The organism is bacterium (genome assembly GCA_030655055.1).
GTDB lineage: Bacteria > Edwardsbacteria > AC1 > AC1 > EtOH8 > UBA5202.
In genome coordinates, this window is the sequence record JAURWH010000016.1 from 1 (window position 1) to 19,778 (window position 19,778).

The window sequence follows — 19,778 nt, forward strand, 5'->3', positions numbered from 1 at the left end:
GTACGATTCAATTGGTGGGTCATTTTCATTTTGTATCGCCGATTTCAATGGTGATAGTATAAATGACTTAGCTGTAGGCGATGCCGGGGGAATAGGAGTGAATGATAGTAATGGCCAGGTAAATATCCACTACGGCACCGGAGGATTATTGAACAATAGCCCGGACTTGGTAATAGGTGGATATGGCAGCGCCACGGCCACGAACTTTGGCTATACGGCATCAGCCGGTGATATTAATGGCGATGGCATAGCCGACCTCATTGTTGACGCACCAAGCTATCCCATATCCGGGAACAGGAACGGGAGGATATATGTATATTACGGCGATACCTTGGGACCTGATGCCTGGCCGGATATTATATTGAACGGCCATCCGAGCCCCACATATTTAGAGAATTTCGGCAGCGGTAAGAGTGATATGAGAGATATTAATCATGATGATTATGATGACATAATTGCGTCTGGGCCTGTCAATTCGATAAATGGCGGAGCCGCCGGGGAAGTGTATATATATTTAAGCGACAATGCGCCATTGGATACCATAGCCGATAGCTGGATATATGGTGAAATGCAGGAACAATACCTTGGAGCATTTAATCTGAGCCTGGTTAATGCTGAAACCACAGGGTTTGAGCCAATGTCGTGGTTTGGGACCCCAAATTGGCCATCAACTGGTGGTGGCTTTGGCGCTGGTAAAAGTTATATGTTGTTAGGGGATACTACTGGGGAAACATTGCCCCAATGGACTATAACCGGCGAAGACACGGGTTTAGGTTGTTGGTCGTCATCTGCCGGTTACTCTGACACCGACAAAATGGAGGATTTAATAGCAGGTTCAAGGGCATATAATGGGCGAGGCAAGGCGTACCTTTGGCTTAGACGCCCAACAATGAACAATGCATATGATGCCTCCATTTTGGGAAGATATCCTGCTGATTCTAATAGGGGCGACGTGCTTGGTGCTAGGGTGGCCCCGGCCGGGGATGTGGACAATTGCGGGAGGGATGAGTTCCTGGTGAGTAACTACTATGCTGATAGCAGCAACATGATCTGGCTGTGCAAATATACCGGACCCGATGCGGTTGCGGGGGAGCCAGTGAACAATGAACAATTAGCAATTAACAATGTGCTGCAGAACTCACCCAATCCATTCAGCCATCAAACTACCATCAAATACCAAGTATCCCAATCGGGAAAAATCAGTTTGAAAGTCTATAATATTTCCGGGCAATTAGTAAAAACATTGGTGGACGAGGAAACCTCTCCCTTTAATCCCTCCCCTCGAGGGGAGGGAAGGGTGGGGTCGGTGGTATGGAACGGCTGTGACGACCGTGGGCAAAGGGTTTCCAACGGTGTATACGTCTACCGCCTGCAAAGCGGTGGCAATGTTATTACTAAAAAAATGACTTATATAAAATAGTGATGCTTTGTGCCTTTGCGTCTTAGTGTGAGAAGTAAAAAAGAAAGAACCATGAAACCATTCATAGCCATAACCATTGGCGACCCGGCCGGGATCGGCCCGGAGATCGCACTTAAGGCCGCAGCCGACCGGGAGGTCTTGCAGCGCTGCCGTCCGGTGCTGGTCGGCCCCCAGGATATCTGGGAGCAGGCAGCCAGGGCCTTCGGCCTCAAGATCACCGGGCTGGAGATCCATGACATCTACTGCCAGAAATTCTTTCTGACCCCCGGCAAGACCTCGGCCCAGAGCGGGGGGATCGCCGCCCGTTCCATCATCGCCGGGGCTCTGCTGGCGCTGGACAATCAGGTGTCGGCCCTGGCCACCGCGCCCATCTCCAAGCTGGCCCTGCGCCAGGCCGGGTACCAGCAGCCGGGACATACCGAACTGCTGGCCGAGATCTGCGGGGTAAAGGATTTCGGGATGATGTTCGCCTCGGAGAACATCAAGGTCACCCTGGCCACCATTCACCAGCCTTATGCCCAGGTTCCCAAAACCCTGACCACGGCGGTGATCAAGGAGAAGATAGCGCTGACCCAAAAGGCCCTGATGAACTGGTGGGGCATAAAAAACCCCAGGATAGGGGTGCTGGGCCTAAACCCTCACGCCGGCGAGGACGGGCTGTTCGGAACCGAGGAAAAAAAGAGCATACTGCCGGCGGTAAGATATTTCCAAAAAACCGGCTGTGCGGTAACCGGGCCGTTGTCCTCGGAATCGGGCTTCGGCCTGATCCGCCGGGGAAAACTGGACGCCCTGATAGCCATGTACCACGACCAGGGCCTGCTGCCGCTGAAGGTTTTGGGCGGCACCATCAACATCACTTTGGGGCTTCCCATCATCCGGACCTCGCCGGACCACGGCACAGCCCTGGACATAGCCTGGCAGAATAAGGCCGATCACAGCCCCATGAAAAAGGCCATACTGCTGGCGTCCGCCCTGGGGGCAAAGAACACCTCCGGTCAACCATTCACCAGCCGAAACGGGAAATGAGAAAATGATAGAACTCGTGCACGTTACCAAGACCTTCCAGAACAGCTGGACCGCCTTAAAGGACATCAGCTTTGAGCTGGAGAAGGGGGAGTTCGTGTTCCTGATCGGGCCCTCGGGCTCGGGCAAAAGCACCATCCTCAAGACCATCATGATGGAGATCCTGCCGGACGAGGGCCTGGTGAAGGTGGCGGGTTTCGGCTCGGACTGCATCAAGGCCCGGGACATCCCCAAACTGCGGCGCAAACTGGGGGTGATCTTTCAGGACTTTAAGCTGCTGCCGGAAAAGACCGTCTACGAGAATGTGGCCTTTGCCCTGGAGGTGACCGGGGCGCCCGAGAAGGCCATCCACAAAAAGTCCATGGCGGTCCTGAACGAGGTGGGGATGTCCCACAAGCGGCATTCCTTCCCCTACCAGCTCTCCGGCGGGGAGCAGCAGAAATCGGCCATCGCCCGGGCCCTGGTCAACGATCCCTTCATTCTTTTAGCCGACGAGCCCACCGGCGACGTAGACCCGGCCGGGACACTGGAGATAATCCAGATATTGAAGAACATCAACGCCAAGGGCACGGCGGTGCTGATGGCCACCCACGAGCACGAGCTGGTGAAGAAGATGCCCCACCGGGTGATAGAGCTGGAGGCCGGGGCCATCATCCGGGACATGCCGGGCAAGAGTCATTACCGCCGGGGCAGCCATACTGAAAACGATTAGCCTGTATTTATGTCAGAAAACAATTTTCTTATCTACCACAGTTATGTTCTTTTCTTTTTGTACCGCCAAAAAGCAAAGAACCAAAAGAAAAAGCTCGTCGCTGAAAACTCTCCGGGCGTTGCGCTTCTCGTTGCTGGCGGGCTTGTCTGAACTCGGGCTTTGGCCAGCCCTCAAACAGGGGCAGACAAGCTTTTAACCGCCGTCAACTGCGGTGCTCGCTGATCGTTTTAACGCGACAACCGGGGTTGGTGCCTATTGTTCTCAATGTCTTCCGAGCTGATTGGATAATAATCATTTAACTATATTTAAAGGAGGATATCATGTCCAAGACAATCACCGCCGCCTCCAACGGGATCGGAATGGGGTCCGCCCTGGCCATGATCCTGTCCTGGTCCATCAATCATTCGATCCTGTGGGCCATACTGCACGGGATCTTCGGATGGTTCTATGTGGTCTACTTCGCCATAATGCATTAGGTTCCGGGCTTCCGGCTGCCGGGAGACCGGCCGGCCAAGGAAGTTTTAAAATATTTTGCGTTCTGTGAAACAAATTTAACCACTCCGGCGTATTCTCCTTTGAACAGGGAAACAACCAACCATCAAAAGGAGAACGTCAATGAAAACCAGCAACCCCCAGTTTGAGTGGGACGGCTTGATCCCGGTGGCCTTTCTGGTCAGCATGATCGTGATGACAATAGTCAGCATCTAAATGACTGAACAATATACAGGCCGCTAATAAAAAGCCCTCCAACCCGTAATTGGCAGGGCTTTTTACGTTATTTCCGGTCTTCCAGCCGCTCCGGCAACTTAAGCAACATCAAGACACACCAAGGGAAAGCCAAGCATCGCCAATGCCCGCCGACAAACAGGACATAATACTGGTCCAGCGCTGCCTGGACGGAGATTCCAGGGCTTTTAACGACCTGATGAACAAATACAAGCGTCAGGTCTTCAGCCTTATTGTCCGTTTGGTCAAAAGCCCGGCCGATGCCGAGGACATCCTGCAGGACACCTTCATTAAAGCCTACCGCAACCTGTCCTCCTACGATTCCCAATATCCACTGCTAACCTGGCTTTTCAAGATAGCCCACAACACCTCCATAGATTTCTTAAGGGCCAACAAGGGCGAGACCTTGACCATCAACGACGAAGAGAATCCGATAGACCTGGAAGACACCGGTTCCTCGCTGGAGGAAAAGATGGAGCAGTTGTCGGAAAAGGAGCTGATAGAGAGAATGGTGGACTCGGTCCCGGCTCCTTACCGCGAGGTATTGATCATGCGCCACCAGCAGGAGCTGTCTTACGAAGAGATCGCCGAAGCCATCCAGATCCCCATGGGCACGGTCAAGGTCCGCCTGTTCCGGGCCCGGGAGATCCTTAAAACCAAGCTGGAAGCGGCCGGTTACGGGTAGACAGAATAAAAGACTTTTTATGGGGTCAATAAATAAGTACCATTTTTTATTAGGAATCCATGAAGCCATGAATACTAAACTGTGGGAACCCTGATTGATTCCTGCTTTCCTGGCTTCCTTATAAAATAAATTTGTTTCTCTTGGAGCGCTATGCTTCATATTAGGTGACCTGGTAAATAACCGCTAAACCGGCGAAACAAAATGCCCACCCATTGCGTATTCACCACAGAGGATAAAAAAATGAACTGCATAGAACTTAAACATAAGCTGCCGGACTATATCGACCAACTGCTTGACAAACAAGAAGTTAAGTCGGTAAAAGACCATTTAAGGGCCTGCCGGTCCTGCCAAAGGGAGTACAGGCTGTACGCTATGGCGGCGGCCTCGGTGGCCGGCCTGCCGCTGCTCTCTCCCTCGCCGGATTTCAATTCCAAGGTCTTTTCGGCCTTGGGGTTGGAATACAAGCCGGCACTTTTCCCGGCCTGGTCCAAGTGGGCCGCCGGTCTGGCCAGCCTGGCCCTGATGTGGGCCGGAGGGGCAATGCTGGCCGCGGTCTATGCCGTCAGCAAACTGGGCCTGGCCCAGACCTATTTGTACCTGAAAAACCCCCAAAAAGTCCTCACCGCCCTGCAGTTTACCCTGGTCAAAACCTGGTTCATTCTCTCCGATATGGTTAACAATGCCCAGGCCCTGACGGCCTGGCTGTTCAAGGGTTCAAACCTGCCGCTGCAGATATTGTTAACATTCCTGGCGGCGGCCGGAGTGGTGATGCTGGCCGGGATGAAGATGAGATACCAGCCCCAGGGCAGATCCTGGAACCATTCATAAAAAACAAAACAAACACAAGGAGAACTAAAATGAACACAAACCGTAAGTTCATGCTTGGCCTGGTCCTGGTCCTGGCGATCGGGACGCTGGTGCTGATGCTGGCCGCAGCCACCCTGCTGGCCCAAAAGGATACAATGGTCATCAAGACCAAGCTGCTGGACAAGAGCACGGCCATCAAGGTGCAGGGCCTAAGCGAGCCGGCGCCCAAGGCCGGCGAGACCTACAAACTGAAGATGGCCGGCAAGGACATTGAGATCAACGCCAAGGACACCCGGGTCGGGGATGTCCATATTGCGGCCGGCGATACCATAGACGACGACCTGGCCACCAAGGGCGGCAGCATCACGGTGGACGGAGTGGTGACCGGAGACTGCGCGGCCATGGGCGGCTCGGTCTTTGTCAACGGCGAGGTGCAGGGCGACGTGGCCTGCTTCGGCGGCTCGGCCGATGTGGCCGGCACCGTGGGCGGCGGCCTGGCCTGCTTCGGCGGTTCGGCCAATATCACCGGCAGCGTGGGCGAAGAGCTGGCCTGCTTTGGCGGCACGGTCACGCTGGGGCCAAAATCCTCGGTGGGCGGCGACATATCGGTGATGGGCGGAACGGTGGAGAAGTCCGACAGCGCCCAGATCGGCGGCGAGATCCAGAAACTGGACCTGGGAATGCTCAACAATATGCTGCCGGGGATGATCGGCCATGCCAGGGTGGTGCACGAGCATCCAGTAAAGTCAAGGTTCCTGGTCTTCGGGATCTGGTTCTTCGTGGCTTTGGGCTTCAGCCTGATAATCCTTTTGATCACGGCCCTCTTTCCCCATCATATTGAAGCGGTGAAGAACGCCACCGTGCAGGACACCTGGAAGTCATTCGGCATAGGCCTGCTGGTGATAGTGGCCTTCATGCCGGTCTGGATAATGCTGCTGATAACCATAGTAGGCATCTTCGTCGTGCCGCTGGCCTACGCCGCGGCCCTGCTGGTCTCCCTGGCCGTCTTTGGGATGATCCTGGGTCAAAGGTTCTTCCAGGTCACAAACAAACCCCAGCCGGGCACCGTGCTGACCTCCATGACCGGTTTCCTGCTGCTGATGGCGGTGATGGTGGCCGGGATGCTGATCAACGTGGCCGGCAGCCCCTTCAACATCCTGGGCTGGATCCTGGTGATCATCAGCTGGATAGCCTGCTGGATAGGAATCTCCCTGGGCCTGGGCGGGGTCTGGCTGTCCCGGTTCGGCACGGTCAAGACCTACCGCTCTCCGGCTTTGCCGCCGGCAGTCCCCGAAACAAAGCCGCAGTAAAGGGGAAGCCATGATCAAGAAACTTTACCGTTCCCGGGACAATAGAATGGCGGGCGGGGTCTGCGCCGGGCTGGCCAAGTACTTTGAACTGGACCCCACTTTGGTCCGGCTGGGAATGGCGGTACTGATGGTGCTGGGCGGAGGGATACTGATCTACATCATCGCCTGGGTGATAGTGCCCGAAGAACCGACTTTACAATGAACCATTAACAATTAGCAGGAACCCCGGAGCCTGGAATAACAGGTCCGGGGTTCTTCATTTTATCCCAAATATATTGCTTGACACTGAAATATTGAAATGCTAAACTAATAAGCGGATATAGAACCAATACGGGAACCATTAATTCTGGATCAGCATACACGGAACCAACAGCAGCAATGAAGAAAAAATGATCGACAAAAAAGAGATCAGGCGGCAGTACAAAGAGACCATCCAGCCCATGGGGGTCTACCGGATAACCAACCTGGCCAACGGCAAGATATTCCTGGAAAGCAGCAAGAACCTCAATGCCATCTTCAACCGGAACCTGTTTCAGCTCCGGGGCGGGCTGCATGTGAGCCAGGGCCTGCAGAAGGATTTCAAGCAATACGGCGAATCTAATTTTGCGTTCGAGGTCGTGGATCAGCTGGAGCCCAAGGAAGGCAAAGATTATGATTACAGCCGCGACCTGAAGGCCCTGGAGGAGATCTGGCTGGAGAAGCTTCAACCCTATGGCGACAGGGGCTACCACAGTAAAAAAGTATAAAATTAGCCAAACCGCAAACGAAGTGCAATATGAAAAATAGCATTCTTTTATCTTTAGCCCTGCTGGCCCTATGTGCCGGGCCGTCTGCGGCCGCACTCTCGCCGGAGGGGCCGGATTCGGTCTACGTGGGGATGTATGTCAACCGGGTGTACGACGTTTCCTTGCGGGACAACAGATTCACGGCCGATTTCTACCTTTGGTTCCGCTGGAAGAACAAGGACCTGGATCCCGTCAAAAGCTTTGAGGTCGTGGGCGGAGAGAAGACATTCCAGTCCGAACCATACCGGTCAAAGAACGGCGATGTCAACTACGCCTTCAGCCGGGTGACGGCGGTGATGACCCAGCACTGGGACGTCTCAGCCTTCCCCTTTGACGACCACGTCCTGACCGTGCAGATAGAGGACGGGGAAAGCGAGACCGGAGCCCTGGTCTATGTCCTTGACTCCGGAAACCTGGGCAAGAGCCCTGACATCAAAATTCCCGGCTGGGCTTTGGACAAGTTCTATTTCGGGGTGGTGCCCTATACCTATGCCACCAATTACGGAGATCCCACCCTGCCCCCGGAAAATCAATCAATATTTTCCAGATTTTACTGCTCGGTCCGGGTGGTCCGGGCTGGAGTGGGATATTTCATAAAACTATTCATAGCGGTATTCCTTTCGGCCCTGATTGCCTTCATGAGCTTTTTCATATCCCCGACCGACCTGCAATCCCGCACCGGACTGGGGGTCGGCGCCATTTTTGCAGCGGTCGGCAGTCAGTATGTAATCGCCTCATCGCTGCCCGACAGCAACATCATGACCATGGCCGATCAGTTGCACATTGCGGCTTTCCTCTTCATATTCTTGTCCATACTAGTGGCTGTCATTTCCCTGAACCTGTATAGCCGAGGGAAAAAAGAGGCATCGGCCAAACTGGACCGTTTTTGCCAGAAGGCCTTTCCCATTGCCTACGGCACCATCACTTTGCTGATAATACTTTTCCGCTAAGATCTGCCGCTGCCAGCCGGCCATTGAATTATGCGGTTTCCGGGGGTATAATAGTTCCGGGTATATTGCCGCACAAGAATCAACAGTCATGGAGAGACGATGCTTAAAAAAACGATGATCATCCTTTTGCTGTTCAGCTGCTGGACGGCGTCATCCTTGGCCCTGGACACCCTGGCGGTCTACGAGGACAGCCTGGCCAACGGCCTGAAGATCCTGGTGCTGGAAAAGCACGACCTGCCCATCGCCAGTTTCCAGGTCTGGTACCGGGTGGGGTCGCGCAACGAGCGCCCGGGCATCACCGGGATCTCCCACCTGCTGGAGCACATGATGTTCAAGGCCTCGGGGGAAATCGGCTCGGGAGAATTCGCCCGGACGGTGCAAAGTTACGGGGGCCACGACAACGCCTTCACCTCCGAGGACTACACCGCCTATTACGAGAACATCGCGGTGGAATTCCTTCCGAAAATGATGGAGATGGAGGCCGGGCGGATGCACCGGCTGAAGCTGGATTCGCTGGAGTTCGAATCGGAACGCAATGTGGTGCTGGAGGAGCGTCGGCTGCGTGAGAACTCCCCCTGGGGCCGGCTGGTAGAGGAATCGGGTGCTGCAGCCTTCATGGCCCATCCCTACGGCTGGCCGATCCTGGGCTGGCCTTCGGACCTCAGGGCCATTACAATAAAAGACATGAGGCAGTATTATTTCACTTACTATGCGCCCAATAACGCCACGGTGGTGGTGGTGGGAGATGTGAACCCCAAAGAGGTGGTCAGGGCGGTCAACGATCATTTCGGGAAAATCCCCCGGGCCCTGCAGGACCCGCCAGTAGTGGCCACGGCAGAGCCGGTCCAGGTGGGAGAGCGCCGGGTCAGCGTGGTGCGCCAGGCCCAGACGCCCCTGATTATCATTGCCTATCACGGCTGCCGGGCCGGAGAATACGACGAGGCGGTGCTGGATCTGCTGTCAGCCATACTTTCCGGCGGGGAAAGCGCCCGGCTCTACCAAAGCCTGATCTACCGTCAAAAACTGGCCCTTTACGCTGAGCTTTATAACTTGTCCCGGACCGATCCCGGCCTGATAAGTTTTTACGCCGCACCCATCGCCGGGCGGACCACGGCCGAACTGGAACAGGCCCTTTACGCCGAGCTGGAACTGGTAAAGACCCAGGGGGTCACCGCCGAGGAACTGGCCAAGGCCAAAAACCAGCTTAAGGCCCAGTACATATTCTCCCGGCAGAACAACTATGTGCTGGGGAACCAGCTGGGGTCATCGGCCTCGCGCCACGGCTGGCGGGACGTCAACAACTATCTCAAATTCCTGGATAAAGTAAAAATGGAAGACATCAAACAGGCGGCGGTAAAATACCTGGCCCCGGAGAACCGCACCGTGGCCACGCTGGTTCCCCAAGCCGCAAAGGGACAGGAGAAATAAAATGAAAAAAACAATCATCCTGGCTTTCCTGCCGGCTCTGCTGCTGGCAACTTTTGCCGCCGCCCAGTCCGGCTGGCAGCCGCCCCGGCCCCAAAGGGCGGCGCTGGGCAACGGACTGGTTCTGCTGGTGGTCCCCAAGACCGGCCTGCCGCTGGTCACCGTCAGCGCCATGGTCAGGGGCGGCAGCGCTTCCGACCCCAAAGCCTTGGGCGGGCTGGCCAATTTTACCGCCGAGATGCTTTCCCGGGGGACCTCATCCCGCACCGCCCGGCAGATAGCCCAGAGTTTTGACCAGGCGGGAGCCCAGTTCTCGGTCAACTGCGATTACGATGCCTCGTATTTTTCACTGACCTGCCTGAGCCAGGACCTGGAAAAACTGCTGCCGGTATTCATGGACCTGCTGCAAAACCCCAGGATGGATTCTTCCGAGGTGGAGAGGCTGAGGGAACAGCTGGTCACCTCCATCCAGGCCCAGCAGGACCAGCCCATGTCCCTTAGCCAGGAGGCCTTTGAAAAATGGCTGTACGGCCAGCATCAGTATGATCACCAGGTGGAGGGGGAAGAAGCCACGGTCGGCGCCATAAGATCAGGGGACCTCAGCTCCTACCACAAAAAATATTTTATCCCCAACAATGTAGTGATCGCCATAGTGGGCGAAGTAAAACCGGGCAATATCACGGGGCTTTTCAAGAAGCTTACCAAAACCTGGACCAAGGCCGAAACTCCGGGCATAATTTACGGCCAGATCCCCAAAATTGAAGAACCGGGGCTGCTGATGATCCACCGGCCCATCACCCAGGCCTACGTGATGCTGGGATTCCAGGGGCCCAAGCGGCTTGACCCCGATTATCAGGCGGCCCGGCTGATGAACTACATCCTGGGCGGCGGCGGATTTGTCTCCCGTCTTTTTACCAAGATCAGGGTGCAGCAGGGCCTGGCTTACGATGTTGACTCCTATTTCTCCCCCCGGCTGGACCATGGCCCATACACCTTTACCGTTCAGACCAAATGCCAGTCCGCCGATACCGCCATCAAGACCATGATCGCGGAAATGGAAAAGATCCAAAAGGAGCCGGTCTCGGACCAGGAGCTGCTGGAGGCCAAGGCTTATTTCCGGGGCAGCTATCCCTTCCGCTATGAGACCAACGGACAGATCGCCAGCCAGATACTGGGAGCAGAACTTTACGGATTAAGCCCCGACCAGGTCACCAAGGACCTGGAGCTGATCCAGAAGGTGAGCAAGGAGGATATTCGGCTGGCCGCCCAGCGCCTGCTGAAGCCCCGAAATTACATCGTTACCATGACCACGGACACGGCCATTACCAGGATCAGTATTCCCGGCTTGGCAATAGAAAAAAAATAACGCCGAGTGCTTTGTTCGGAAATTTCGCGATAAAAAGAAAAGACAGGTTCAGCATTAATGCTGAACCTGTCTTTTTCATAGAAGAATTATTTTTAGAAACCCACGAAAAAAAGTTTCCTGTCCTTCATGGTTTCCTTATAGTTTAAGGTAGGGTAAGCAACCGGTTATTTCCCTTCTTCTCCATTGGATACCAGATCATCCAGGGTCATCTCCCGGACGGTTGATTTTAAAACCTGTCCCATCAGCGGGTCTTTTCCCGCCGGAGAGGCTCCGCCCAGCTCGTCCAAAGTGAACTCCCTGGCCCCCACCCCGATCTTGGAAACCGGGTCGATCTCCACCGGGGGCTCAAAACGGCGGGGAGCATCCGGCTCAACCGCCGGGGACTGGCCGGCAGGGGATGAAGCCCCCAGTTCGTCCAGAGTGAACACCCGTGATCCCACTCCGATCTTGGAGGCCGGGTCGATCTCCACCGGCGGCTCAAAGCGGCGGGGGGCATCCACCTGAACCTCGGGCTGGTTTTGGCTGGCCGGTTCGGCCGGAGCCTTGGCGTAGTGGGTGATGCCCATAGCCTGTTCCGGTGTCTTGACAGGCTCCTTGGCTCCCGGCAAAAACTCCTTAAGACGGCTGGCCGGGCGTTCCGCATTGAGGGCCTGTTCTATCTTTTTTAAGGCTTCGTCCATTGCTAGGTCCGCTTGGCCCGGTAAATGGCGATCTTGCGCCGGGCCTCATCGTTGGTGGGCTGCACCGCCAGCACTTTCTCCCAGGACTTGATGGCCAGGTCGAATTTTTCCATTTCCTCGTAGGCCGTCCCCAGATTCAGGTATGCCAGGGAATAATCCGACTGTTTGGCGATGGCCTGGTTGAAATATTCCACCGCCTGCTGGTAATCCTTCTTTCCCTTGTAAAGACAGCCCAGGTTGTTGTAGGCCTCTGGGGCCTCGGGCGAGAGCTCCACCGCCTTTTTGAAGGCGGCCACGGCCTCTTCCCGCCGCCCCTGGTCGCTGACGGCCAGGCCCAGGTTGTTGTAGGCCTCGTAAAAATCCGGACGGATGTCTATGGCCTTCTTGAACTGGGCTTCGGCGCCGGAGAGCTCCCGGCGGTAGTAAAGCATCACGCCCCGGTCGTTGTTCTCCTCGGCCTGGTGCAAACGCCGTTCGTTGCCGGACTGGCGCTGTTCGTTGCGCTGGGCTTCCAGCACGGCCAGCAGTGCCTCCTGGGCCTGGGCCAGCCGCTGTTCCACTGCCTCCAGGTTCCCGCCCCCGCCGGGCTTGGCCTGGGACAGGTTCTTTAAGCCGGAATCCATCTGCTCCAAGGCCAGGGACAGTTTGCCGGTTTGATCCGACTGAAGGGCCAAAGCTTTCTCGGCCAGCATGCCCTGCTGTTCCTTAAGCTCCTGCTGGCCCTTGGCCAGGCTGTTTACGGCCTGGGTCAGGCTCAGGTTCTGTTCCGCCTGGCGCTGGGTGTCCTCCAGCATCAGCTCCAGGATGCCGGTGAATTTTTCCTGGCTCTGGACCAGGGCTTCCTTGATGGCCGTCAATTGCGCTTCCGAACCGCCGCTTTCCGGCCGCCCGGTCAGGGCCTCCTTGATGGCATCCAACCTGGCGCCCAGCTTGTCTCCGTCCTGGGCCTGCAGGACCTCCTGGGACGATCTTTTCTGCTGTTCCTCCAAGGTCAGTTCCAGAATGTCGCTGAACTTGGCCTGGGACATCTTAAGTTCCTCGGTCAGGCCCGCCAACAGCTGATGGATCTGGGTCAGGTCGGCCTTGGGCAGGTCCGCCAGCTTGTCGCTGATCTGAGCCAGGGGCTGTTTCAGCTCCGAGAGGTCCAAAGCCTGGCCTTCGCCGCCCTTGGCGGCCGGGGCGCTTTTGACGGCCTCGGCCAGCCGGTCGATGGCCTCGTTGGTGGCGTCGGTCTTCTTTAATATGTGAAGCAGGGTGGCGGCGGTGTTCTCCTTGATCTCCTTAAGCTCGGCCACCACCGAACCGGCCTTGCCGCCATCTTCCGGATGCTCATCGGCCTTCCGCATCTTCCGGTCTATCACCGGCAGAGAGCACCTTTTGGCTTCGGCATCGAATATCTCGCACTCGGCGCCCAGGCAGTTCCGTAGCTCGGCCAGGGGGAGTTCTTTTTCCTCCATCAGCTTGCCGTCGGCGTCGTACTTAAGTTCTTTGACCACCTGCTTGGATGTTAGGAACGGACACTTGTTCATCGGCAAAATTTCTCCATTATTGAAAGTTTAAGATAACATAAACTTAAGGCTAAGTCAATATGTTTTTGCAAGAATCTCCTCTCAAACCGGGATCAAAGCAACTTGAGGAAACGGGGTTGATGTTTTTCCTTGACTTTGATTAAAAGCTGGTCTAAACTTAATTTCTAAACCTTTATATGGGAGCAGAGATGGGAACTATAAGCGCTCATGCCGGAGGACAGGAAAACAATGGCGGCCGGGTTGTAAGGAATGTTACCATATCCGCACCATTTCTGAGCTTATTTATTGGTATAGCTACTACTGTCGTTTTTGTGATTTTTGTTTATGCGTGGAAAAGACTTTGGAACACTCCTTTAACGGGGGTCATTTTTAAACAGATATTTTTATATCTCTTGGTAGCTATCCCGGCTCATGAACTCCTGCATGCTTTGGGTTTTAGAATTTTTAGTAATATGCCCTGGGCAAACATAAAATTCGGATTTTCCCTTAAAGATTTTGTTTTTTATACACATCCCGATATGCCCGTAAATAAGGCAGTTTACGCCTGGGCAGTGGCACTTCCAGCTTTAATCATAGGTGTCATGCCTTTGGTATTAGGCCTTATTATTTGTTCTTTGCCATTGAGCTCGTTGGGGTTGATATCAATATTCAATGCTGCCGGAGATCTACTTGTCCTTTGGAAGCTTCGAGAAGTGGGAAAAGAAGAGCAGATATTGGACCATCCGGATAAAATTGGATTTCAAATTGTTGAAAGATGATTTTGGCTCTGATAGAAGATTGCATATATGAATAAATCCTTCCTAAAATCCAAGCATCTAAATTAATAACAACTTGATCTACGACGAAGACATCCTCATAAAACAGGCCCGGGCCGGAAGCCAGAGGGCCCTGTCCCAGATAGTGAAGCACCACCAGAACGGGGTCTATTCCCTGGCCCTTCGGATGCTGGGAAACCGGGAGGACGCCGAGGACGTGCTGCAGGAGACATTTCTGGCCTTTCACAAAAGCCTGCCACGGTTCAAGGGACTGTCCAGTCTCTCCACTTACTTTTACCGGCTGGCCACCAACTTCAGCCTGATGAAACTGAGGCAGAAGAGGACCCGGCGGCCCGAGCACCACACGGTAAATCTGGAGGAAGCCTTTGAAGAGCCGGACAGGAAGCCGGACCCCATGCAGAGCACCCTGAACCTGGAACTCAAGCAAAGGCTGGACGAGGCCCTGATGCAACTCCCGGAAAAGGAGAGGGCGGTGTTCATCCTCCGGGACGTGGAGGACCTGCCGGGGGAGGAGGTGGCCAGGGTCTTAAAGATCAGCCTGCCGGCCATGAAATCGCGTCTGCACCGGGCCCGGAATGTCTTAAAGGAAAAATTATCACCCTATATCAGGGACTGACCCAAATGAGCACAATCAAGAAAAACGCAGAAAAACACCATTGCCGGGGGATGGGGGCGGTGTTCTCCCAATATCTGGACCAGGAGCTGGCCCAGCAGGTCTGCCGCAAGCTGGTGAAGCACCTCAAGGAGTGCCCCGACTGCCAGACCTATTTTGACACCCTTAAGAAAACGGTCACCCTGTACCGGGGCCTGGGCCCCCAAAAGGTCCCGGCGGACGCCCAGCGCAGGCTGTACAAGGTCATCCGGCTGGAAGCCGGGAAAAAAGGCGCAAAAAAATGAAATATCTATCTAATTCGTTCGGGAAATTAACCAATAAGTTTTTCTATCCGCAGATTTCACAGATTATCACAGATTATTTTATACAAGTTAAAATTTTAGCTGGAAGAAATTCGTTACAATCTGCGTTAATCTGTGGATAAAGGTTCCTTAATAAGTAAGATAATCATTAAAAATGAATCCCGGGCGGCGGGCCCGGCATCTAAAATGCAGATAACAAAAAAATAATTATATGAACAGGAGAGATACAATGGCGGCGATCCATTTAACCGACGGAACCTTCGATCAGGAGGTTTTAAAATCAAATACTCCGGTGCTGGTGGACTTTTGGGCGTCCTGGTGCGGGCCCTGCCGGATGGTGGGACCGGTGATCGAAGAATTATCCAACGATTACCAGGGCAAGGTCAAGATCACCAAGCTGGATGTGGACGCCAACCCGGAAAAATCCGGCCAGTTCGGCATCCGCAGCATTCCTACCATGCTGATCTTCAAGAACGGCCAGGCCATAGACACCCTGATCGGCGCCATGCCCAAGGCGGCCATAGCCGCCCGGCTGGATGCGGCCATCACCAAGTGATCACGGAACAAATTCCCGGTCACACCAGGTAACTCTAAAATGGAGGTTCATCATGAAAAGGAACGAGAGCACAGCCGACCGGATAATACGGGCCATAATAGGAATAGCCCTGCTGGTCTTTGGGTTCATAGTAACCGGAACCCTGCAATGGGTATTGCTGGCCGCAGGGATACTGTCGGTATTCACGGCCATCACCGGGTTCTGCGGACTGTACAAACTCCTGGGGATAAGCACCCATAAAGAGCAGACCCCGCCCCAGAAATAACCACCAAAATCAAAACCCTGTTCCCGCGAAAGGATAAACATGCCCATCTACGAATACCAGTGCACCAAGTGCGGCAACAAGTTCGAAAACCTGACCAACTCCTGCTGCGCCCCCAGCCCCAAGTGCCCCAAGTGCCAGGCGGACACCGAAAAACTGATGTCCACATTTGCCGCCTCGGTGGACGGAGGATCAGGCAGCCACGGCCATGACGGCGGGGGAAGCTGCTGCTCCGGCGGAGGCTGCAGCTGCGGCTGAGGTCCTGAAATAATACCATGAACAAACACCGGATCAGAAGATACCTGCTGTTCATCATCTCCCTGATCGCCCTGGCGGGCTTCGGGTCCCAGATCCTCCGGGGGATCATCCACGGCACCGCCTCCCAATGCAGCGTTTCCGGGCCATGCCGGTGAAAATACCCTGAAGGGAAAAACAAAACAGGCGTTAAAAATGATAGTCATCAGATCAGAATACTGCCCCCAGAACCACCACTGTCCCTCCCTGCGGGTCTGCCCGGCCGGAGCCATCAAGCAGGACGGGGTCAAGGCCCCGTACATCGACCAGAAAAAATGCACCGATTGCGGCCTCTGCGTCCAAAGCTGCCGGGTATTTCAGCAGGTTGCCACACCATCGCCGGCAAATATATGAGCGAGACTAAAAACTACGACATAGCCATTCTGGGAGCCGGTCCGGCCGGGATGACCGCCGGGCTGTATGCCGGGCGGGGCGGCCTTAAGGCGGTGATCATAGAAAAGATGATGCCCGGCGGCCTGGTGGCCAACACCGAGCGGATCGACAATTATCCCGGCTTCCCCGAAGGCATATCAGGCTTTGAGCTGGCCCAGAAAATGGAACAGCAGGCCAAAAAGTTCGGGGCCGAGATCATCTCCGCCCAGGCGGAGGAAGTCGTGCCGGAAGACAGATATCAGCTGATAAAACTCTCCGACGGAACGATTATAAAATCAAAGGCCCTGATCATTGCCACCGGAGCCTTTCCCAAGACACTGGGGGTGCGGGGCGAAAAGGAACTGCTGGGCAAGGGGGTCTCCTATTGCGCCATCTGCGACGGGGCCTTCTTCAAGAACCAGGCGGTGGCGGTGCTGGGTGGCGGCGATTCCGCGGTCCAGGAGGCTGTTTACCTGGCCGGCCTGGCCTCCAAGGTGACGGTGATCCACCGGCGCAACGTATTAAGGGCGGCCGATTCCATCCAAAGGGTGGCCTTTGCCAACGACAAGATAACCTTTGCCTGGAACAAGGATATCCTGGCCATCGAGGGCAGCACCGGGGTGACGGGCATCAAGATCATGGACAAGCAAACGCTGGCGGAAGAGGTGATCCCGGTGACCGGGGCCTTCATCTACGTGGGCTACAAACCCAGCAGCGACCTGGTAAAAGACATTCTCAAAACAGACGAACAGGGATATATCATCACCGATGACCGGATGGCCACCTCGGCTCCCGGCATCTACGCCTGCGGGGACGTCCGGCAGAAGCTGGTCCGGCAGGTCTCCAGCGCGGTGGGGGACGGCGCCACCGCCGCCATAGCCGCCCAGCAGTACCTGGAATTCAAGTAAGCAACTCGGGACTGCCGCAGAGAGATCATAAAGTAAGGGCACGATGCATCGTGCTCCAACAGTAACGGCCGATATATCGGCCCCAACCGAAGGAGAACTGTCATGGCCGAAAGAAACCAGGTTTACAAATGCGAGATCTGCGGCAACATCGTGGAAGTGCTGCACGGCGGCAAGGGCGAACTGGTCTGCTGCGACAAGCCGATGAAGCTGTTCACCGAGAACACCGTGGATGCCGCCAAGGAAAAACACCTGCCGGTGATAGAAAAAACGGCCGGCGGCTGGAAGGTCAAAATCGGCTCGGTGGAACACCCCATGGAGGATAAGCACCACATCGAGTGGATCGCCATCTACGGCGGGGACAGGGTCCACCGCAAGTACCTTAAGCCCGGCGACGCTCCGGAGGCCGAGTTCCTGTGCCCGGCCCAGGAGATCACCGCCAAGGAATTCTGCAACCTGCACGGCCTGTGGTCGGCCAAGGGATGACCATCACCGAGTCATTCTGAGGATAGCTTCCCGCCGTGCTTCCGAAGAATCTCCATAAGTATTGTTAGATCCTTCGATGGTCAAGCGAGTTGCTAAACTCAGGATGACAAATTGCAAATAACAAAGTAAAAAAGAGAAGGAAAACATATGAAAAGCATCAAAGGATCCAAGACCGAACAGAACCTGCTGAAATCCTTCGCCGGAGAATCCCAGGCCCGCACCCGCTACACCTATTTCGCCAGCGCCGCCCGCAAGGAAGGCTACGAGCAGATAGCCAACTTCTTCATGGAAACGGCTGAGAACGAGAAGGAGCATGCCAAGGTGTTCTTTAAACTGCTGGAGGGCGGAGACCTGGAGATCACCGCCGCCTACCCGGCCGGAAAGATCGGCAGCACCAAGGAGAATCTGGAGGCCGCGGCAGACGGAGAGAAAATGGAATGGACCACCATCTACGCCGACTTCGCCAAGACCGCCCGGGACGAGGGTTTTGAGGATGCGGCGGTGGCCTTCGAGCAGATAGCCAAAGTTGAGAAGTTCCACGAGTCCCGCTACCGCAAGCTGGCCGGAAATCTGGCCAACGGGGAGGCCTTCAAAAAGAAAACATCCGTCAAATGGCACTGCATCAACTGCGGGTATGTGGCCGAGGGAGCCGAGGCCCCCAAACAGTGCCCGGCCTGCAAGCATCCCCAGGCATACTACGAGGTGCTGGCGGAAAATTACTAGGATCTATAAGGAAACCCCGGATCCAGGAATTCTTTCATGCTTTCCAGGTATCATTATAAAAAGGAAATCAGATGCCATTAACCTTACAATGGGTAAAAGACCTTCAATTCGTGGCCGAAGATGAAAAGGGCCACGGCATAGTGGTGGAATCCAGGAAAGAGGGGATCTCCGCCGGATTCACTCCCATGCAGCTGATACTGCTGGCTGCGGCCGGGTGCATGGCCATGGACGTGGTCTCCATCCTGCAGAAGAAAAAACTGGACATCAAGGGCTTCCGGGTGCTGATGGACGGGAAGCGGGCCGAGGATCATCCCAAGAGATTCACCGAGATGAATTTTGTCTACGAGGTCAAAGGCGACATCCCCAAGGCGGCGGTGGATGAGGCCATCAAACTCTCCAAGGAAAAGTACTGCTCGGTCTCGGCCACCATCCAGCAGGGGGTCCAGATGAATATCGAAAGCAAAGTGGTGTCATGATCATCTATATCTTAAAGATCGTGCTGGGAGCCGTCATCGGCGGCGTGGTGGGATTCCTTTCCTATAAATTCATCGGCTGCCGCGGCGGAACCTGTCCTATCGTAGGCAATCCATGGATATCCACCTTTTGGTGGGCCATGATCGGGGGGATCCTTATGTACGGCGGCAAATTCCCTACCGCACCCTGACCGGTAAACTTTAAAACCAATCATTATCGGAGCGTTAAATGAAAAGATACATCCTGACGGTTCTGCTGTCACTGGCCGTGCTGAGCAGCATTTCCTGCGCCGGCAGCAAAAAAGAAACCCCCAAGGCCGCGGCCGGATCGGTCGCCTGGATGGCCTGGGACCAGGCCATGACCACGGCCAAGGAAGAAGGCAAGTTCATAGTGGTAGACGTCTATACCGACTGGTGCCACTGGTGCAAGGTGATGGACGAGAAAACCTATGTAGACCCGGCGGTGGCGGGGCTGATGAAGGAGAGCTTTGTGGCGGTCAAACTGAATGCCGAGAGGGCCAATACCGTGAACTTCAAGGGCAAGGCCTATACCGAAATGGACCTGGCCCGCAATTTTGACGTCAGCGGCTTTCCCACC

29 protein-coding genes are annotated in these 19,778 nt (G+C 55.1%); 27 read left to right on the plus strand and 2 right to left on the minus strand.

Annotated elements, in window-relative coordinates; all coding sequences use genetic code 11:
* The 13 genes from Q7U71_00700 to Q7U71_00760 form a co-directional block, all read left to right on the plus strand.
* Nucleotides 1-1,420 (plus strand): T9SS type A sorting domain-containing protein (locus Q7U71_00700; GenBank protein ID MDO9390278.1); only part of this gene is annotated, 1,420 nt, incomplete at its 5' end.
* 51 nt (nt 1,421-1,471) lie between these two features.
* The gene (pdxA, locus tag Q7U71_00705) at nt 1,472-2,446 is read left to right on the plus strand and encodes a 4-hydroxythreonine-4-phosphate dehydrogenase PdxA (GenBank protein ID MDO9390279.1); all 975 of its coding nucleotides are present in this window, start codon (nt 1,472-1,474) and stop codon (nt 2,444-2,446) included.
* Nucleotides 2,447-2,450: 4 nt separating this feature from the next.
* Nucleotides 2,451-3,155, plus strand: a complete 705-nt coding sequence (gene ftsE / locus Q7U71_00710; protein ID MDO9390280.1) for a cell division ATP-binding protein FtsE — start codon at nt 2,451-2,453, stop codon at nt 3,153-3,155.
* A 9-nt stretch (nt 3,156-3,164) separates the two neighbouring features.
* Entirely contained in the window at nt 3,165-3,305 is a 141-nt protein-coding gene (locus Q7U71_00715; protein ID MDO9390281.1) for a hypothetical protein, read from the plus strand.
* Nucleotides 3,306-3,475: 170 nt separating this feature from the next.
* Nucleotides 3,476-3,631 (plus strand): hypothetical protein, encoded by a 156-nt coding sequence (locus tag Q7U71_00720; GenBank protein ID MDO9390282.1) that lies wholly within the window; start codon nt 3,476-3,478, stop codon nt 3,629-3,631.
* Between the two features lie 374 nt (nt 3,632-4,005).
* Nucleotides 4,006-4,566 (plus strand): RNA polymerase sigma factor, encoded by a 561-nt coding sequence (locus Q7U71_00725; GenBank protein MDO9390283.1) that lies wholly within the window; start codon nt 4,006-4,008, stop codon nt 4,564-4,566.
* A 240-nt stretch (nt 4,567-4,806) separates the two neighbouring features.
* Entirely contained in the window at nt 4,807-5,394 is a 588-nt protein-coding gene (locus tag Q7U71_00730; protein ID MDO9390284.1) for a zf-HC2 domain-containing protein, read from the plus strand.
* 29 nt (nt 5,395-5,423) lie between these two features.
* Nucleotides 5,424-6,683, plus strand: coding sequence for a polymer-forming cytoskeletal protein (locus Q7U71_00735; GenBank protein MDO9390285.1), 1,260 nt, complete (start codon nt 5,424-5,426; stop codon nt 6,681-6,683).
* Nucleotides 6,684-6,693: 10 nt separating this feature from the next.
* Nucleotides 6,694-6,885: a PspC domain-containing protein gene (locus Q7U71_00740; protein MDO9390286.1), complete on the plus strand. Its 192-nt coding sequence runs from the start codon at nt 6,694-6,696 to the stop codon at nt 6,883-6,885.
* Nucleotides 6,886-7,072: 187 nt separating this feature from the next.
* Nucleotides 7,073-7,429 carry a GIY-YIG nuclease family protein gene (locus tag Q7U71_00745; GenBank protein MDO9390287.1) on the plus strand — a complete coding sequence of 119 codons (357 nt, stop codon included), beginning with the start codon at nt 7,073-7,075 and terminating at the stop codon, nt 7,427-7,429.
* 29 nt (nt 7,430-7,458) lie between these two features.
* Nucleotides 7,459-8,418 carry a hypothetical protein gene (locus Q7U71_00750; protein ID MDO9390288.1) on the plus strand — a complete coding sequence of 320 codons (960 nt, stop codon included), beginning with the start codon at nt 7,459-7,461 and terminating at the stop codon, nt 8,416-8,418.
* 99 nt (nt 8,419-8,517) lie between these two features.
* A complete protein-coding gene (locus Q7U71_00755) occupies nt 8,518-9,846 on the plus strand; it encodes a pitrilysin family protein (GenBank protein ID MDO9390289.1) in 1,329 nt (442 codons plus the stop codon).
* 1 nt (nt 9,847) lies between these two features.
* On the plus strand, nt 9,848-11,209 hold the full coding sequence (locus Q7U71_00760) for a pitrilysin family protein (protein MDO9390290.1): 1,362 nt from the start codon (nt 9,848-9,850) through the stop codon (nt 11,207-11,209).
* 164 nt (nt 11,210-11,373) lie between these two features.
* Here the strand turns inward: Q7U71_00760 and Q7U71_00765 are convergent, their stop codons facing one another.
* Nucleotides 11,374-11,889, minus strand: a complete 516-nt coding sequence (locus Q7U71_00765; protein MDO9390291.1) for a hypothetical protein — start codon at nt 11,887-11,889, stop codon at nt 11,374-11,376.
* 2 nt (nt 11,890-11,891) lie between these two features.
* Nucleotides 11,892-13,418 (minus strand): tetratricopeptide repeat protein, encoded by a 1,527-nt coding sequence (locus Q7U71_00770; protein ID MDO9390292.1) that lies wholly within the window; start codon nt 13,416-13,418, stop codon nt 11,892-11,894.
* A 188-nt stretch (nt 13,419-13,606) separates the two neighbouring features.
* Here Q7U71_00770 and Q7U71_00775 point away from each other — a divergent pair, with 188 nt between their 5' ends.
* From Q7U71_00775 to Q7U71_00840, 14 genes are all read left to right on the plus strand, one after another.
* Nucleotides 13,607-14,176, plus strand: a complete 570-nt coding sequence (locus Q7U71_00775; GenBank protein MDO9390293.1) for a DUF3267 domain-containing protein — start codon at nt 13,607-13,609, stop codon at nt 14,174-14,176.
* 73 nt (nt 14,177-14,249) lie between these two features.
* Nucleotides 14,250-14,810 carry an RNA polymerase sigma factor gene (locus Q7U71_00780; protein ID MDO9390294.1) on the plus strand — a complete coding sequence of 187 codons (561 nt, stop codon included), beginning with the start codon at nt 14,250-14,252 and terminating at the stop codon, nt 14,808-14,810.
* A gap of 5 nt (nt 14,811-14,815) precedes the next feature.
* Complete coding sequence (locus tag Q7U71_00785) at nt 14,816-15,091, plus strand: anti-sigma factor (protein MDO9390295.1); 276 nt, start codon at nt 14,816-14,818, stop codon at nt 15,089-15,091.
* Between the two features lie 247 nt (nt 15,092-15,338).
* Nucleotides 15,339-15,665, plus strand: a complete 327-nt coding sequence (gene trxA / locus Q7U71_00790; GenBank protein ID MDO9390296.1) for a thioredoxin — start codon at nt 15,339-15,341, stop codon at nt 15,663-15,665.
* A 52-nt stretch (nt 15,666-15,717) separates the two neighbouring features.
* The gene (locus tag Q7U71_00795) at nt 15,718-15,930 is read left to right on the plus strand and encodes a DUF2892 domain-containing protein (GenBank protein MDO9390297.1); all 213 of its coding nucleotides are present in this window, start codon (nt 15,718-15,720) and stop codon (nt 15,928-15,930) included.
* Nucleotides 15,931-15,969: 39 nt separating this feature from the next.
* A complete protein-coding gene (locus Q7U71_00800; protein ID MDO9390298.1) occupies nt 15,970-16,185 on the plus strand; it encodes a zinc ribbon domain-containing protein in 216 nt (71 codons plus the stop codon).
* Between the two features lie 17 nt (nt 16,186-16,202).
* Nucleotides 16,203-16,340, plus strand: a complete 138-nt coding sequence (locus tag Q7U71_00805) for a hypothetical protein (protein ID MDO9390299.1) — start codon at nt 16,203-16,205, stop codon at nt 16,338-16,340.
* A gap of 37 nt (nt 16,341-16,377) precedes the next feature.
* Nucleotides 16,378-16,575 (plus strand): 4Fe-4S binding protein, encoded by a 198-nt coding sequence (locus tag Q7U71_00810; protein MDO9390300.1) that lies wholly within the window; start codon nt 16,378-16,380, stop codon nt 16,573-16,575.
* Nucleotides 16,572-17,501, plus strand: a complete 930-nt coding sequence (gene trxB / locus Q7U71_00815; GenBank protein ID MDO9390301.1) for a thioredoxin-disulfide reductase — start codon at nt 16,572-16,574, stop codon at nt 17,499-17,501. Before Q7U71_00810 ends, trxB begins: the two co-directional genes overlap by 4 nt.
* Nucleotides 17,502-17,603: 102 nt before the next feature.
* The gene (locus Q7U71_00820; protein ID MDO9390302.1) at nt 17,604-17,984 is read left to right on the plus strand and encodes a desulfoferrodoxin; all 381 of its coding nucleotides are present in this window, start codon (nt 17,604-17,606) and stop codon (nt 17,982-17,984) included.
* Nucleotides 17,985-18,131: 147 nt separating this feature from the next.
* A complete protein-coding gene (locus Q7U71_00825; GenBank protein MDO9390303.1) occupies nt 18,132-18,707 on the plus strand; it encodes a rubrerythrin family protein in 576 nt (191 codons plus the stop codon).
* Nucleotides 18,708-18,778: 71 nt separating this feature from the next.
* On the plus strand, nt 18,779-19,183 hold the full coding sequence (locus Q7U71_00830; GenBank protein MDO9390304.1) for an OsmC family protein: 405 nt from the start codon (nt 18,779-18,781) through the stop codon (nt 19,181-19,183).
* Nucleotides 19,180-19,371, plus strand: coding sequence for a hypothetical protein (locus tag Q7U71_00835; protein MDO9390305.1), 192 nt, complete (start codon nt 19,180-19,182; stop codon nt 19,369-19,371). Before Q7U71_00830 ends, Q7U71_00835 begins: the two co-directional genes overlap by 4 nt.
* A 38-nt stretch (nt 19,372-19,409) precedes the next feature.
* Nucleotides 19,410-19,778: DUF255 domain-containing protein (locus Q7U71_00840; GenBank protein MDO9390306.1), on the plus strand; the 369-nt coding region annotated here is incomplete at its 3' end.